At 67.1% G+C, this 15756-nt stretch carries 14 protein-coding genes; 8 read left to right on the forward strand and 6 right to left on the reverse strand.

Features of this window, described 5'->3' with window-relative positions:
• Positions 1–2: 2 nt before the first annotated feature.
• The 3 genes from glyQ to I7X39_RS04290 all read right to left on the reverse strand — a co-directional run bounded on the left by glyQ (position 3) and on the right by I7X39_RS04290 (position 3384).
• Positions 3–956 (reverse strand): glycine--tRNA ligase subunit alpha, encoded by a 954-nt coding sequence (gene glyQ, locus I7X39_RS04280; RefSeq protein WP_198109725.1) that lies wholly within the window; start codon positions 954–956, stop codon positions 3–5.
• A 62-nt stretch (positions 957–1018) separates the two neighbouring features.
• A complete protein-coding gene (lnt, locus tag I7X39_RS04285) occupies positions 1019–2500 on the reverse strand; it encodes an apolipoprotein N-acyltransferase (RefSeq protein WP_198109726.1) in 1482 nt (493 codons plus the stop codon).
• Positions 2500–3384, reverse strand: a complete 885-nt coding sequence (locus I7X39_RS04290) for a CorC family transporter (protein ID WP_198109727.1) — start codon at positions 3382–3384, stop codon at positions 2500–2502. Before I7X39_RS04290 ends, lnt begins: the two co-directional genes overlap by 1 nt.
• A 124-nt stretch (positions 3385–3508) precedes the next feature.
• Between I7X39_RS04290 and I7X39_RS04295 the strand changes: the two genes are divergently transcribed.
• The 6 genes from I7X39_RS04295 to I7X39_RS23070 all read left to right on the forward strand — a co-directional run bounded on the left by I7X39_RS04295 (position 3509) and on the right by I7X39_RS23070 (position 9946).
• Complete coding sequence (locus I7X39_RS04295; protein WP_198109728.1) at positions 3509–4597, forward strand: CobW family GTP-binding protein; 1089 nt, start codon at positions 3509–3511, stop codon at positions 4595–4597.
• Between the two features lie 121 nt (positions 4598–4718).
• Positions 4719–5237, forward strand: a complete 519-nt coding sequence (dksA, locus tag I7X39_RS04300) for an RNA polymerase-binding protein DksA (protein ID WP_310739852.1) — start codon at positions 4719–4721, stop codon at positions 5235–5237.
• A 24-nt stretch (positions 5238–5261) separates the two neighbouring features.
• Entirely contained in the window at positions 5262–7043 is a 1782-nt protein-coding gene (locus tag I7X39_RS04305; RefSeq protein WP_198109729.1) for a hypothetical protein, read from the forward strand.
• 145 nt (positions 7044–7188) lie between these two features.
• Positions 7189–7734 (forward strand): ATP-dependent protease subunit HslV, encoded by a 546-nt coding sequence (gene hslV / locus I7X39_RS04310; RefSeq protein ID WP_198109730.1) that lies wholly within the window; start codon positions 7189–7191, stop codon positions 7732–7734.
• The gene (hslU, locus tag I7X39_RS04315; RefSeq protein ID WP_198109731.1) at positions 7731–9068 is read left to right on the forward strand and encodes an ATP-dependent protease ATPase subunit HslU; all 1338 of its coding nucleotides are present in this window, start codon (positions 7731–7733) and stop codon (positions 9066–9068) included. The genes hslV and hslU overlap by 4 nt, the downstream gene beginning before the upstream one ends.
• Before the next feature lie 44 nt (positions 9069–9112).
• Positions 9113–9946: a potassium channel family protein gene (locus I7X39_RS23070; protein ID WP_232351697.1), complete on the forward strand. Its 834-nt coding sequence runs from the start codon at positions 9113–9115 to the stop codon at positions 9944–9946.
• Between the two features lie 24 nt (positions 9947–9970).
• Here the strand turns inward: I7X39_RS23070 and I7X39_RS04325 are convergent, their stop codons facing one another.
• Positions 9971–10762: a type III pantothenate kinase gene (locus I7X39_RS04325; RefSeq protein ID WP_198109732.1), complete on the reverse strand. Its 792-nt coding sequence runs from the start codon at positions 10760–10762 to the stop codon at positions 9971–9973.
• Positions 10763–10859: 97 nt separating this feature from the next.
• Here I7X39_RS04325 and I7X39_RS04330 point away from each other — a divergent pair, with 97 nt between their 5' ends.
• Both I7X39_RS04330 and I7X39_RS04335 read left to right on the forward strand, forming a co-directional pair.
• Positions 10860–12353: a methyl-accepting chemotaxis protein gene (locus I7X39_RS04330; protein WP_198109733.1), complete on the forward strand. Its 1494-nt coding sequence runs from the start codon at positions 10860–10862 to the stop codon at positions 12351–12353.
• A 183-nt stretch (positions 12354–12536) separates the two neighbouring features.
• Complete coding sequence (locus tag I7X39_RS04335; protein WP_198109734.1) at positions 12537–13700, forward strand: hypothetical protein; 1164 nt, start codon at positions 12537–12539, stop codon at positions 13698–13700.
• 72 nt (positions 13701–13772) lie between these two features.
• Here I7X39_RS04335 and I7X39_RS04340 read toward each other — a convergent pair whose 3' ends face one another.
• Entirely contained in the window at positions 13773–15059 is a 1287-nt protein-coding gene (locus tag I7X39_RS04340) for a TRAP transporter large permease (RefSeq protein ID WP_198109735.1), read from the reverse strand.
• Positions 15056–15733, reverse strand: a complete 678-nt coding sequence (locus I7X39_RS04345) for a TRAP transporter small permease (RefSeq protein ID WP_198109736.1) — start codon at positions 15731–15733, stop codon at positions 15056–15058. The genes I7X39_RS04340 and I7X39_RS04345 overlap by 4 nt, the downstream gene beginning before the upstream one ends.
• Between the last annotated feature and the right edge of the window lie 23 nt (positions 15734–15756).

Here is a 15756-nt window from a genome sequence, read left to right on the forward strand (position 1 = left end):
GATCAGGCCGCCTTCTGTTCTTTTTGTTTCTTGGCTTCGATCTGGGCGACGACCTCGTCGGCCCAGGCTTTGGGCGCCATCGGGAACCCGAGGCGCGCGCGGCTGTCCACGTAGCTCTGCGCCACGGCGCGCGCCAGGTTGCGGATGCGGCCGATGTAGGCGGCGCGCTCGGTCACCGAAATGGCGCCACGCGCATCCAGCAGGTTGAAGCTGTGGCCGCACTTCAGCAGCTGCTCGTAGGCCGGCAGCGCCAGGTGCTGCTCCATCAGGTGCTTGCTCTGCTTCTCATGCGCGGCAAAGGCCTGCAGCAGGAAGTCGACGTCGCTGTGCTCGAAGTTGTAGGTCGACTGCTCGACCTCGTTCTGGTGGAACACGTCGCCATAACGGATGGCCGGGCGGCCGTTCTGGGCCTCCACGTAGATCAGGTCGTAGACCGATTCCACGCCCTGCAGGTACATGGCCAGGCGCTCCAGACCGTAGGTGATCTCACCCGTGATGGGCCGGCAGTCGATGCCGCCGACCTGCTGGAAGTAGGTGAACTGCGTCACCTCCATGCCGTTCAGCCAGACCTCCCAACCGAGACCCCAGCAGCCCAGCGTGGGGTTCTCCCAGTCGTCCTCAACGAAGCGCACGTCGTTCTTCTTCAGGTCGAAGCCCAGCGCTTCCAGTGAACCGAGGTAGAGCTCCAGGATGTTGGCCGGCGCCGGCTTCAGAACCACCTGGAACTGGTAGTAGTGCTGCAGGCGGTTAGGGTTCTCGCCGTAGCGGCCGTCCTTGGGCCGGCGGCTCGGTTGCACGTAGGCGGCGTTCCAGGGCTCGGGGCCCAGGGCGCGCAGGAAGGTGGCGGTGTGGCTGGTGCCGGCGCCCACTTCCATGTCGTAGGGCTGCAGCAGCGCACAGCCTTGGTTGGCCCAGTAGTCCTGCAGGCGAAGAATGAGTTGCTGGAAGCTCAGCATGGTGGGAATCCAAAGACGGCGGGGCTGAATGGGTCGCCTGGCGGCCCGGAGAGGGGCGGATTCTAGGGAGCGCGCCGCGCAGCCCGGCCCCGCAGCACCGCCCAGACCAGGGGCAGCAAGCCCAGGGCCCACAGCGGCCACAAGCCGAGTGCATGCAGCCAGCGCGCATACGGCGTGCTGCCGCTGCGACCCTCCACGTCGACCACCAGCAAGCCGCGCGTGAGCGGTAGCAGCTGCTCGCGCAGCCGGCCCTGGTGGTCCACCCAGGCCGTGGCCCCGGTGTTGGTGGCACGCACCACGGCGCGCTGGAATTCGAGCGCGCGCATCTGCGAGAACTGCAGGTGCTGATCCTGCACCATGTGACGACCAAACCAGGCCAGGTTGCTGGCATTGACGAACAGGGTGGCAGCGTCAGGGCCGTCCACTGCGCTGGCGACGATATCCTCGCCGAACAGATCCTCGTAGCAGATCAGCGGACGCACGCGCTGCCCGCCGACCACCCAGGGCCGCTGGTGCTGGCCGCGGGCCTGGTCGTCCATTGGGATATTGAGCGCCCGCACGAACCAGGCAAAGCCCGGCGGAATGAACTCGCCAAAGGGCAGCAGATGCCGCTTGCCGTAGACGTAGCGCCGCTCGCCCTGCTGCAGCCCGATCAGGGAATTGACGTAACCCTCCTGCGCATTGCCGACAAAGCTGCCCATCAGCAGGGGGCGGCGCTCCGACAGCTGCGTCAGCCGCTGCTGGGCCTCGACGGGCAGGAAGTCGTAGGGCAGCGGCAGCACCGACTCCGGCGTGACCAGCAGATCGCCCTCGCCGGCCTCCAGCTGCGCCAGCAGATCGTCCAGTTGGGAGGCGATGCGCGCCTCGTCGAACTTCTGCGACTGCGGCACATTGGGCTGCACCAGTCCGACCTTCAGGGTGCCAGTGCTGTGCGTGAACTGCTGCGGCAGCAGCAGGCCCAGCATCGGCAGCGCCAGCAGCGCCAGCCCGCGCGGGGCGCGCGTCTGCCAGACCTGCACCAGCCCCGCCGCGCCCAGCGCCGCCACAAAGCCGATGCCATACACCCCGGCCCAGGGCGCCCAGCCGGCCAGAGGCCCCACGGTGTGGGCATAGCCGCTGGCGATCCAGGGAAAGCCCGTCAACCACTGCGCCCGGGCCAGTTCACCCAGCAGCCAGCAGCAGGCCCAGAGCAGCGGTGCCGCCGCCGGCAGCCGCGGCCTGAGCCAGGCGAACAGCGCCAGCGCCGCGGCGCTGTACAGGCTCAAGAAGGCCCCTAGCAGCAGCAGCGCGCCCACCGCCAGCACAGGGTGCAGGCCACCGAATTCGTGCAGGCTGATGAACAACCACCACAGGCCGGAGCTGAGCCAGCCCAGGCTGAACAGGAAACCCAGGCCCGCGGCCTGCCGAACGCCTTGCCGCCAGCTCAAGGCCGCCAACAGGCCCAGGGCCAGGATCTGCAGCGGCCAGGCCAGCAAGGGCGCGAAGGACGCCGTGTGCACGACCCCGGCGGCCAGCGCGGCCAGCCCCCCCCACAACAGGCGCATCAGCTCTCCGGAGCTTCCGGTGCGCGCGTGACTTTGAACCAGCGCACCGCGCCGCCCCGCGTCAGCATGACGTGGAACAGCAGCCCACCCAGGGCCACCGTCTCGCCGCGCCGCGGCACGCGACCGTGTTCGTGCGCCACCAGGCCGCCGATGGTGTCGAAGTCCCGCTCCGGCAACTGCAGGCCGAAGGCGGTGTTGACGGCCTCGATGGCGGTGTCACCCGCCACGCGCTGGCTGCCATCCGCCAGGGTGTAGAGGCCGCCATCGCCCTCGCGCTCGCGGTCGTCGAACTCGTCCTCGATCTCGCCGACGATCTCCTCCAGCACGTCCTCGATCGTCACCAGGCCGGCGGTGTTGCCGAACTCGTCGATGACGATGGCCAGATGGTTGCGGTTGGTGCGGAAGTCGCGCAGCAGCTCGTTCAGGCCCTTGCTTTCCGGCACGAACACCGGCGGGCGCAGCAGGGTGCGCAGGTTCAGCTCGGGCGCGCGCTGCAGCTTCAGCAGGTCTTTGGCCAGCAGGATGCCGATGATGTTGTCGCGCGTGCCCTCGAACACCGGGAAGCGCGAATGCGCGGTGCCGATGACGCTGCCGAGCAGCTCCTCGTAGGGGGAATCGATGTCGAGCAGATCCATGCGGGGCGCGGCCACCATCACGTCGCCGGCCGAGAGCTCGGCCATGCGCAGCACGCCTTCGAGCATCTGACGCGACTCGGGCTCGATGAGCTCGCGGCTCTCGGCCTCGGCCAGCGTCTCCATCAATTCCTTCTTCGAGTCCGGGCCCGGGTGGAGGAACTCGAGCACACGCTCCAGCAGGCCGCGCGGGCTCTCCTTGGACTCACCCGGCCGGCCGCTGGGCGGCCGACTCGGCGCAGGGTCTGACATCAGATCCGGGGCTCAAGGCCCCGCACAAACAGGGGGCGGCAAGGATAGCGGATGGCCATGACGCACTTGAAACCAGAGGTCTGGCCCCAAAATGGACTGTTTTCCGATCGGCCCCTGCCTCCCCATGTCCAACCAGCCGCAACCCATCCCCGCCACCATCCTCACGGGCTTTCTCGGCGCCGGCAAAACCACGCTGCTCAAGCGCGTGCTGTCCGAGGCGCACGGCCAGAAGATCGCCGTGATCGAGAACGAGTTCGGCGAGGAGAACATCGACAACGAAATCCTGGTGGCCGACACCAACGAGCAGATCATCCAGATGAGCAATGGCTGCATCTGCTGCACGATCCGCGAAGACCTGCGCTCCACCCTGGCCGACCTGGCGCGCCGCCGCCGTGCCGGCGAACTGGACTTCGAGCGCGTCGTCATCGAGACCACCGGCGTGGCCGACCCCGGCCCGGTGGCGCAGACCTTTTTCATCGACGACGAGATCGCCGAGAGCTTCGTGCTCGACGCCATCCTGACCCTGGTGGACGCCAAGCACGCCGACGCGCAGCTCGACAGCCGCCAGGAGGCGCGTCGCCAGGTCGGCTTTGCCGATCAGATCTTCATCAGCAAGAGCGAGCTGTGCGAGCCGGCGGCCGTGGATGCGCTGGTGCACCGCATCAAGCACATGAACCCGCGCGCGCCGCAGCGCAAGGTGCACTTCGGCGAGGTGCCGCTGAGCGAGGTATTCGACCTGCGCGGCTTCAACCTCAATGCCAAGCTCGACATCGACCCGGAGTTCCTGAAGGTCGAGGAACACGGTCATCACCACCATGACCACGGCCATCACCACGAACACGGCGAGCACTGTGGGCACGACCACCACCATGAGCACGGTGAACACTGCGACCACCCGCACCATCACCACCATGACGACGACGTCAAGAGCTTCGTCTACCGGGCCGAGCGCGCGTTCAACCCGGCCAAGCTGGAAGACTTCCTCGGCGCCATCGTCCAGGTGTATGGTCCGAAGATGCTGCGCTACAAGGGCGTGCTGAACATGAAGGGCAGCGAACGCAAGGTGATCTTCCAGGGCGTGCACCAGCTGATGGGCTCGGATCTGGGGCCGAAGTGGGCCGCCGGCGAAAAGCGGGTCAGCAAGATGGTCTTCATCGGCATCGACCTGCCCCGCGAGGTGCTGGAACAAGGCCTGGAAGGCTGCTTGGTTTGAGGGTAAATCTGGGGCAGTGCGCTGACTACAATCCCGCGCCCAAAACGCCCCAGGCTGTCCCAGGATCGTCACTTTGGGCCGTATAAATCAGCAGGGCACTGGCCCTGTGAGGAGTAAATAGGTGAGCAAGACCCTGACCCCCAAACCCGCAGCGAGCCCAGCCGCCAAGGCCCCGGCCAAGCCGGCGGCCAAGGCGGGCGGCAATGAGGCTTGGCGCAACAAGCCCGGTCACGAGCTGACCGATGCCGAAGTGCTCGCCATGCCTGACAGCGAGTACATGAACGACCAGCAGCTGGCGTTTTTCCGCAGCAAGCTGCAGGCCTTGCGTGACAGCATCCTCTCCAATGCCGGTGAAACCACCGAGCATCTGCGTGAGGACACCACCATCGTGCCCGACCCCGCCGACCGCGCCACCATCGAGGAAGAGCATGCGCTGGAACTGCGCACGCGCGACCGCGAGCGCAAGCTGCTGAAGAAGATCATGCAGTCGATTGCGCGCCTGGACAGCGGCGAATACGGCTACTGCGACGAGACGGGTGAACCCATCGGCCTGGGCCGGCTGATCGCCCGCCCGACCGCGACGCTGTCGCTGGAAGCCCAGCAGCGCCGCGAAATGAAACAGAAGATGTTCGGGGACTGAGGTCCCAGATCCGACAAGGCGCGCATGGCCGACGATCCCAAGCAATCGGAAAGCTTCCTGCGCAAGGTGGCGCGCTTTGTCGCCAATCCGACCACGGATTGGAAGGAGATCAACTCGCGTCAAGACGACCCTGAGAGCGAGCTCGCCAAGGCCGAACTGAAGGCCATGATCGAGCGCAAGCGCCGCAATGACTTCGTGCGCAAGCGCGAGTTCGACATGCTGCGCCGCCTGCGTCGTGAGGGGCTGACGCCCGAGCAACTGGCCGCCGCTGGCGCGCAGAACAACTCCGTCATCAGCGACGCCGACAAGCCCCTAGGCGAGGCCAACCGCGACGACGTCGAGGCGGTGCGCGACAAGATCAACCAGATCGAGCAGCAGATGGTCAAGGAGGGCTTCCGTCCCTCGATGGCGCCGCGCCCCTCGCTGCAGGTTGCACCCGCGGGCGATTTCGACTCGACCACCCGCGCCGCCCACTTCGCCCCCACCCTGCCCACGCCGGGGCCGGGCGAACCGGTGGCGGCGCCGGCCCCATCGGCGGCCGTGATGGGCCGTGGCCTGCCGCCGCCCAGCGATGCCGCGCCCAGCGCCCTGCCCACGCTGCCGCCGCTGGAGATGGACCTGACCTTCGGCGCCGCGACCGACGTGGCGCCTGCCGCGCTGCCGGAGCCGACCTTCGATCTGGTACTGGATGCCCAGCCTCCCGCCAAGCAGGAGGAACTCGGCCACGACCCGGAACTCGACGAGGCGGTGATCGCCTTCGCCAATGGCGACAACGAGACCTGCGAGCGCGCGCTGACCGAGCTGACGCAGGCCGGCGGCCCCCGCAATCTGCATGCCGACACCTGGCTGGTGCGTTTTGACTTCTACCGCGCCACCGGCCAGCAGCCGCCCTTCGAGGCGCTGGCGCTGGATTACGTGCACCTGTTCGGCCTGTCGCCGCCGCAATGGTTCTCGATTCCGAAGCTGGTGGCCGAAAGCCGCAAGGCCGAGCGCGCGGCAGCGGCACCGGCCAGCGGCATCAAGCCGACCGGCGTGACCTGGGCAGCGGCCGGCGCCTTCGATCTGGATGCGCTGACCCTGCTGAAGAAGCGCTGCGACACCGCCCCCCTGCCCTGGGTGCTCGATTGGTCGGAGCTGCAGCGCGTCGAGGCCGAGGCGCGCGAGCCCCTGACCGATTTGCTGCGCGCCTGGGCCAAGCAGGCCACCGAGATGCGCTGGATCGGCGGCGACCGTTTGCTTGAACTGCTGCGTGAAGCCACGCCGGTGGGTGAACGCGACACCGACACCGGCTGGTGGATGCTGCGCCTGGAGGCGCTGCGCGTCGTCAACCGACCGGACCAGTTCGACGAGGCGGCGATCGACTACTGCGTGACCTACGAGGTGTCCCCGCCCTCCTGGGATCCGGCTCGCTGCAAAGTGCGCGTCACCAACGGCAGCCTGTCCACCCAGGGGCCGAGCACCAATATTTCCGGCGCCGGCGGCCTGGCCTTCCTGGACTCCACCATGGAGACCGAGGAAGGCGGCAACGTAGCCCATCTGGAGATGTCCGGTCAGCTGGTCGGCGACATCACCGAGGTGCTGAAGACCATGAGCGCGCAGATCGGTGCGGCCGTGCAGGTGCAGGTGGCCTGCCCGAAGCTGGTGCGGCTGGACTTCATCGCCGCCGGCGACCTGCTGAACTGGGTGCTGAACCAGCGCAGCGAGAACCGCAGCGTGGTGTTCACCGATGCGCACCGCCTGGTGGCCCTGTTCTTCGGTGCCATGGGCATCAACGAGCACGCGCGCATCAAGGTCCGCGTCGCATAAGGCCCCCAGTCTCCGGCCCTGTGGCCTGGATGGCCCAGGCCCTGCGCCATCCCCCAGGGGGCTGACCCGGCTCGGGAACGGCCCTTCGCCGGGTCGGCCCCGTCACGCGCTAATCTCTCTCTGGCAACTCAAGCCTAAACATCCCATGAGTGACACCCCCGTCTTCCACGGAACGACGATTCTTTCGGTGCGCCGCAATGGCGTCGTCGCGCTCGGCGGCGACGGCCAGGTGACGCTGGGCAACATCGTCGTCAAGGGCACGGCACGCAAGGTGCGCAAGCTCTACCGCGAGCAGGTGCTGGCCGGCTTTGCTGGTGCCACCGCCGACGCCTTCACGCTGTTCGAGCGCTTCGAAGCCAAGCTGGAAAAGCACCAGGGCCATCTGATCCGCGCCGCGGTGGAGCTGACCAAGGACTGGCGCACCGACCGCGTGCTGCGCCGCCTGGAGGCCATGCTGGCCGTGGCCGACCGCGAGCACAGCCTGATCATCACCGGCAACGGCGACGTGCTGGAGCCGGAAGAAGGCGTGGTGGCGATCGGCAGCGGCGGCGCCTATGCCCAGGCCGCCGCCATCGGCCTGCTGCGCCATTCGGAGCTGAGCGCGCCCGACATCGTCAAGCAGTCGCTGGTGATTGCCGGCGACCTCTGCATCTACACCAATCAATCGCACACGATTGAAGTCCTGACATGAGTTCGATGACCCCCCAGGAGATCGTCTCCGAGCTGGACCGCCATGTGGTCGGCCAGGCCCAGGCCAAGCGTGCCGTCGCCATCGCGCTGCGCAACCGCTGGCGCCGCCAACAGGTCGAGGGCAGTCTGCGCAATGAGATCGCGCCGAAGAACATCCTGATGATCGGCCCCACCGGCGTGGGCAAGACCGAGATCGCGCGCCGCCTGGCCAAGCTGGCCGATGCGCCCTTCATCAAGGTCGAGGCCACCAAGTTCACCGAGGTCGGCTATGTCGGAAAGGACGTCGACACAATCATCCGCGACCTGATCGAGATCGCCGTCAAGCAGGAGCGCGAGGCTCAGGTCAAGCTCAAGCGCACGCAGGCCGAGGACGCCGCCGAGGAGCGCATCCTCGACGTGCTGGTGCCGCCGCCGCGCGCCAGCGGCATGGGCTTTGGCGAGGAGACGCCGAAGTCCGACAACACCGCCCGCCAAGTGATGCGCAAGCGCCTGCGCGAGGGCGCGCTGGACGACAAGGAGATCGAGCTCGACCTGGCCGAACGCGGCCCGGCCATGGAGATCCTCGGCCCGCAGGGCATGGAGGAGATGGCCGAGCAGCTCAAGGGCCTTTTCGGCCAAATGGCGGCGGGCAAGAAGAAGACCCGCAAGCTCAAGATCAAGGAAGCGCTGGCCGCCCTGGTCGACGAGGAAGCCGGCAAGCTCGTCAACGAGGACGAGATCAAGCAGGCCGCACTGCACAAGACCGAGCAGAACGGCATCGTCTTCATCGACGAGATCGACAAGGTGGCCTCGCGCTCCGACGTGAGCGGCGCGGACGTCAGCCGCCAGGGCGTGCAGCGCGACCTGCTGCCCCTGGTCGAGGGCACCACGGTCAGCACCAAGTACGGCATGGTCAAGACCGACCACATCCTCTTCATCGCCAGCGGCGCCTTCCACCTGGCCAAGCCCAGCGACCTGATCCCCGAGTTGCAGGGCCGGTTCCCGATCCGCGTCGAGCTGCAGTCCCTCAGCGTGACCGACTTCGAGGCCATCCTGACCAGCACGCATGCCAGCCTGATCAAGCAGTACCAGGCCTTGCTGGCCACCGAGGGCCTGACGCTGGACTTTGCGCCCGAGGCGATCCAGCGCGTCGCACGCATCGCCTACGAGGTCAACGAGCGCACCGAGAACATCGGCGCACGACGCCTGGCCACGGTGTTGGAGCGCCTGCTTGAGGAAGCCAGCTTCGACGCCCCGAACCGTGGAGGGCAGACCCTGCGCATCGACGCTGAGCTGGTACAGCAACGCCTGGGCGAACTGGCGCAGAACGAAGACCTCAGCCGCTTCATCCTCTGATCCCGATCAAGCCCGGGTGCCCCCCGTCACCCTAGGCTTGCCTCATGGCCTCTTTCAACTCGCCCGCCAGCGCGCTGCATCTGCAAGCGCGCTGGCAATTGACCGAGCTGGCTGCACTGCTGGCCACCATTCCGGCTTTCTACATAGAGCTGTTGGAGACCTACCCGCATCTGCTGGGGCGCCTGGTGTACCTGGCAGCAGCCATTGCTCTGGTGGTGGCGCAGGTGAAGCTTGCGCAGCTTCATGCGCATCGATGGGGCTATTTGCGTCGGCGCGGTCTGGACGCCTTGCTGGTGCTGGGCCTGCTGGTCAGCTCGGGCTTGCCGCCCAGCGTGGACATGGCCGCCGCGCTGCCCCTGCGCCTAGCCGTGGCAGGGCTCAGCTTGGCACAGATGATCTCGATCGTGCGACCCTGGATCACACGAGGCAGTTTGCGCCATGTGCTGGCCTTGTCGGTGGCCGTGCTCGGGGCTTGTGGCATCGGCTTCTGGCTGCTGGAGCCTCGTGCCGTCACCCTCGGAGACGGTCTATGGCTGGCATTCACCACAGCAGCCACCGTGGGCTACGGCGACATCGTGCCCACCACGCCTGCCTCCAAGATCTTCTCCATCTTCGTGGTGCTGCTGGGCTATGCCGCGCTGTCGCTGGTCACCGCCGGCATCGCATCGGTCTGGGTTGAGACCACCGAGCGCCAGGTTGAGCGAGACATCCTGCGCGAACTGCACACCGAACTGCGCGCGCTGCGTGCCGAGTTGAGCAGCCTGCGCGCGCAGCGAAGGAGCGAGACACGCGCCGAAAACCCATGCCCCGCATCTGGCGCCGTTCCCCCAACAACCCTACCCACCCCGCCGCCCGCACCGACCCAATCCGGGTCCTGAAGGCCTGAGCGATGGATCCTCCGGTCAGGCAGAAGACGCGGTCGCCGCACGGCGGGTTTGGTTATCTGCCTCCAGCGCCAGCAGGCCATCGAATAGCAAGCCATCCACCAGCTCGTGCTCAATGTCCAGGGCCGGCGCCACTTTCCAGGCAGCGCCGCCCGTCATCAGCGTCAGCGGCGGGATGCCGGTGCGCTGCAGCAGGTGGCGGTGCATGCGCTCGATGGCGCCCGTGATGGCGTAGTTGCCGCCGCTGGTCAGGGCGTCTGAGGTGTTGGTGGGGAACTCGCGCACTTCGCCGGTGGGGACGCGCAGGCCGGCGGTGCCGCCTTCCAGAGCGCGCAGCATGATGCCGTGACCGGGCAGGATCAGGCCGCCCAGGAAGTTGCCCTCGAGGTCGAGGGCATCCACCGTCACCGCCGTGCCCACCATCACCACCAGACAGGGCTTCTGCAGGCCGCGGCGCAGCACCTGGCTGCGCGCGCCCACCAGGGCCACCCAGCGGTCGGCACCCAGGCGCGTGGGGTGGTCGTAGCCGTTGTGCACGCCAGCCTCATGGGATGAGGGCACGACCCAGCGCGGCGCCAGATCCCAGCATTCGAGTTGCTCTTCCACGCGCCGGCGCACTGCATCGCCCGCCACATTCGCGCCCAGCATCTGCTGCGGTGCCGGCAGCGTTGACCACTCCCGCTCGGCCAGGTCCTCGATGTGCTCAAGGAAGACCGCGCCGTGCTCCAGCAACGTGGCTCCGGGCTGCGCGCCGTCAAAGCGCGCCCACTTGAGGCGCGTATTGCCGATGTCGATGGCAAGAAAGCTCATGGGCGCGCAGCCTACCAGCGTGAACAATCGCCACCACACGGGCCCGCACAGCCGGCGGCGCGATGCGAGGATCCCGTCATCCTCAGGAGACCATCCGATGCTGAAGAAGAGTCGTTCCCTGGCCTGGCAGATGTGGACGCCGGTGATCGTGCTGTGCGTGGTCACGGGCGCTTCGGCCATCGGCCTGATTACCCGCACAGTCCATCTGCTGGAAGAGTCCCGGCTGCAGCAGGTGGCCCAGACGGCGAAGCTGGAAGATTCGCTGAGCTGGCACCACCAGGCCCAGCTCTACGCCGCGCAGAGCCAGGCCCTGCAGGCCGTGCCGGACGAGCAGAAGTCCAAGCTGCAGGGCCAGCGCGAGGCCACGCTGGCGCGCATCCAGGCGCTGCAACAGGAACTCGCCAAACTGGCCGCCACCCCGGCCGAGCGCCAGGCCCTGGCCGCCGCCGAGCAGGGCTGGAACGACTACAAGGCCCAGGCCGACAAGGGCAGTGCCGATGCGGGCGGCCCACAGGCCATCCAGGATTTGCACAAGTTCCAGCAGGCCGGAGCTGAAGAGCTGCGCAACGCCATCGGTGCGGCGCGCCTGAAGTCGGTCTATGCGGTCACCGGCATCGTGGTGGCGATCTGCCTGATCATGGCCTTCAGCACCCTGCACCTGGTGCGCACCATCACCAACCCCCTGGGGCGCCTGACGCGGCTGGCCAAGCGCATCGCCGAGGGCGACCTGACCGAGGGTGTGGCGCAGGACCGCAGCGATGAGCTCGGCACCCTGCAGCACGCGGTGGAGGACATGCGCCTGGAGCTGGTGGAGATGGTGACGCAGGCACGCGACGGCGCCGACAGCGTGCGCACCGCGTCCAGCGAGATCGCGCACGGCAATATGGATTTGAGCCAGCGGACCGAGCACACCGCCGCCCATGTGCAGCGCACCAGCAGCGCGCTGACCGAGCTGGGCAGCGCGGTGCGTCACACGGCCGAGAGCGCCGCCACCGCCAATCAGCTGGCGCAAAGCGCTGCGGGCGTGGCCCAGCGGGGCGGCACGGTGGTGGGCCAGGTGGTGCAGACGATGGAAGAGATCACCACCAGCTCGCGCAAGATCGCCGACATCATCGGCGTCATCGATGGCATCGCCTTCCAGACCAACATCCTGGCGCTGAACGCCGCGGTGGAGGCCGCGCGTGCCGGCGAACAGGGCCGCGGCTTTGCCGTGGTGGCCAGCGAGGTGCGTTCGCTCGCCAGCCGCTCGGCCGAGGCGGCCAAGGAGATCAAGAGCCTGATCGGCTCCAGCGTGGAGCGCGTCGAGCATGGCAGCAAGCTGGTACAGGACGCCGGTGCCACGATGCAGGAGATCGTCGCCAGCGTCGGGCGGGTCAGCGACGTGATCGGTGAGATCTCGGCCTCCAGCTCGGAGCAGAGTCAGCACCTGGGGGGCGTGGCCGGCTCGATGACGGAGCTGGACCAGATGTCGCAGTCCAACGCCGCGCTCGTGGAGCAAGGCGCGGCGGCTGCCGAGAGCCTGAAGGAGCAGGCGGCCAAGCTGGCGTCGCTGGTCAGCAAGTACCAGGTGCCCGGCATGGCACGCCGCTGAACCCGGGCACAGCATGACCAAGGACACGGCGGCCCAAGGGCCGCCGTGCGTTTGATGGGCCGCTGACCGCTCCGACATGGCCCGAATGGACCATGACAGGGACTCGGGTCTTCCCTAGGGTTACGGACCTGGAATCCAGGACTTCAAACCGCCCTGGGACGAGCCCTCAAACCCCGACCTGTCATGCGCCAACTCTCTCTCACCGCCCTCTCCCTGGCCCTGCTGCTGACCGCCTGCGGCGGCGGCGACCCCAGCCCCAGCACGGCGCCGGCCGAAGTCAAGGCCTTTGTGGCCCAGGCCGCCGGCCCGCAGCGCCGCGCCACGGCCGTGGCCGCCGCCAGCAGCGACGTCAGCGCCACCCAGTTGTTCGACTGGGCCGAATTCAAGTACGGCCCCTCCTTGTTCCCCAAGACCGGCGCGCAGAACTTCGATCTGGACCATGAGGGCCTGCATTTCCAGGTGCGCGCCTACGCCAACGGCAACTTCCTGGGCCTGGCCAGCGACGGCCAGGTCTACGGCCTGGGGCCCTTCACGGGCGGCCAGTTGCAAGGCTTCGGCATGGCCAGCGCGTTCGCGGCCCAGGTGCAGGCGGACCGCTGCAGCGTCTACCCCAGCCAGTGCGGCAACACCGGCCCGCAGGGCAGCCTGAACGAGTGCACGGCGCCGGCGGCGCAAACGCTCGTCAGCGGCCGCCGCCTGCTGGCCAACTATGTGATCTCCGGCACCGGCGAGGGCGCCAGCAATGGCGAGTACACGCTGGACCTGCGCGTCGAGGGCAGTGGCAGCTTCGAAGGCCAGAGCGCCATCAAGGTGCGCAGCCTGGTCAACGGCAGCTTCACCGCGGAGGGCCAGACCAGCACCAACAAGATGGAGGGCGTGAGCTATGAGCAAGTGGCCGAAGGCGGCCTGATCCGCAGCCTCGGTGATGAATCGGAGAACGAGATCCAGATGGGTGGCACGCTGATGAAGCAGAGCCTGCGCGTCGTCATGACGCCACCCGAACTCAATACCGAGTTCACCCTGCGCCCGGGCCAGTCGCTCACCAAGACCAGCACCTCGCGCGTCACCAGCAGCACCACCATGGGCGGCATGAGCCAGCCGCCCACCACCAACACCGTCAACAGCACCTCCGTCTACACCTACGAAGCGCGCGAGACCGTGACGGTTCAGGGTCGCAGCTATGACACCTGCCGCTACAAGGAGGTCGACCCGAGCATGCCCAATCTGGTGACGAAGAGCTGGATCCTGGTCGGCCACGGCATCCCGGTGCGCACGCTCAATACCACGCCGGACAGCACCCAGACGCTGGAAGTGAAGTCGATCGAGCTGAACGGCAGCCGGCTGTAAGGCAAGCCAGCGCGCAACAAAGCAGCAGCGGGGGCTCAAGGCCCCCGCTGCTGCTTGACGCCTGTTGAAGCGTCAGACCACCATCCCTAGCGCCCGCGGCAAGGCCAGGCTGAGTGCGGGCCAGTAGGTCACCAGCACCAGGAACACCAGCATGGTCAGCAGCCAGGGCCAGGTGGCGATGGTCAGCTCGGTGATGCCCATCTTGGTGATGCCCGAGGCCACATAGAGGTTCAGCCCCACCGGCGGGTGGCACATGCCGACTTCCATGTTGACGACCATGATGATGCCGAAGTGCACCGGGTCGATGCCCAGCTTCATCGCGATCGGGAACAGGATCGGCGCCAGGATCAGCACGATGGAGCTCGGCTCCATGAAGTTGCCGGCGATCAGCAGCAGGATGTTGGCAATGATGAGGAAGCCGATCATGCCCACGCCGGTGCCGATCATGGCGTCGGCCATCTGCTGCGGAATGTTCTCGTGCGTCATCAGGAAGCTGAACAGCACCGCGTTCGTGATGATGTAGAGCAGCATCGCGCTCATGTTGGCGCTCGAAAGCAGCACCTTGGGCACGTCCTTCAGGCCCATGTCCTTGTAGATGAACACGGCCGTGATGAAGGCCCAGACGGCGCTCATGGCCGCGGCCTCGGTGGGCGTGAACATGCCGCTGTAGATGCCGCCCATCACGATGACGATCAGCAGCAGGCCCCAGATCGACTCGCGCAGCGCCTTGCCGCGCTCGGCCCATGTGGCCTTGGGCTGGCGCGGGTAGTTGAACTTCTTCGCCCGGTACCAGGTGGTGAAACCGAGGAAGAAGGCCAGCAGCAGACCCGGCACCACACCGGCCATGAACAGGGCGCCGACCGAGGTATTGGTCGAGACCGAGTACATCACCATCACGATCGACGGCGGGATCAGGATGCCCAGCGCCCCCGAGGTGGTGATGACGCCCGCCCCGAAACGGTTCGGAAAGCCCGCCTTGACCATGGCCGGCAGCAGGATGGAGCCGATGGCCACCACCGTGGCCGGGCTGGAGCCCGACACCGCGGCGAACAGCGCGCAAGCCAGCACGCCGCCCAGACCCAGGCCGCCATGCCAGTGACCGACCATCGAAGTGGCGAAGCGGATCATCCGTTTCGCCACCCCGCCGTGGGTGAGGAAGTTGCCTGCCAGGATGAAGAAGGGGATCGCCATGATCTCGAACTTCTCGATGCCGGTGAACAGCTTCAGCGCCACCGATTCGATCGGCACCTGGGTGAAGGCGAATAGGAAGCTCAGCACGGTCAGGCCAAGCGAGATGCTGATCGGCATGCCGGTCAGCATCAGCACGACCAGCAGGCCAAAGATGATGGCAGTGCTCATGGCTTCTTCTCCTCGTCGCCAATGCGCGGATGCAGGTCGTCATTCATGCGGAACACCTGGTCCAACTGGCCTGGTACAGCCGGGTCTTCCTCGTCCAGGCCGTCGACATGGCCATGGTCGTGGTGCGGCAGCTCACCGGTGCGCACGAAGGACACGGTGACCTGCAGAAAGCGAAAGCACATCAGCGCCGAACCGATCGGGATGGCGGCATAGACGACCCAGGTCGGCCACTCCAGATCCGGCGTCGTCGGTCCCTCGAAGAGGCCCTCGATCGACAGGCCGAAGGCCTTGTAGATCGCGTAGTGCGCGCCGTTCTCCCACACGAAGGTGGCGCCGAGGGCGGAGATCACGCCGGTAAACAGCGCACCCGCCAGCAGGCCTAGGACGATGAACTTGTTGCGCATCGCCGCGCTCAGGCGGTTGATCAACACGTCCACGCCCACATGGATGCCGGTGCGCACGCCATAGGCGGCACCAAACTTGGCCATCCACACGAACATGATGATGCAGAGCTCTTGCGCCCAGCCGAAGTTCAGGCTCAGCAGCCAGGTCTGCACGCCCGGGATGGCCAGGCCCGACAGATAGCGGTGCAGCACCGCCGCAAAGATGATCAGCGTGGCCGCGCCGATCAGGAAGGTGATCAGACCTTCCTCCAGATGGTCAAGGATGCGCATGCCGGCTCCTGTTCAGCAGCAAG

Origin of the sequence: Inhella proteolytica (assembly GCF_016093275.1) — a bacterium.
GTDB classification, from domain to species: domain Bacteria; phylum Pseudomonadota; class Gammaproteobacteria; order Burkholderiales; family Burkholderiaceae_C; genus Inhella; species Inhella proteolytica.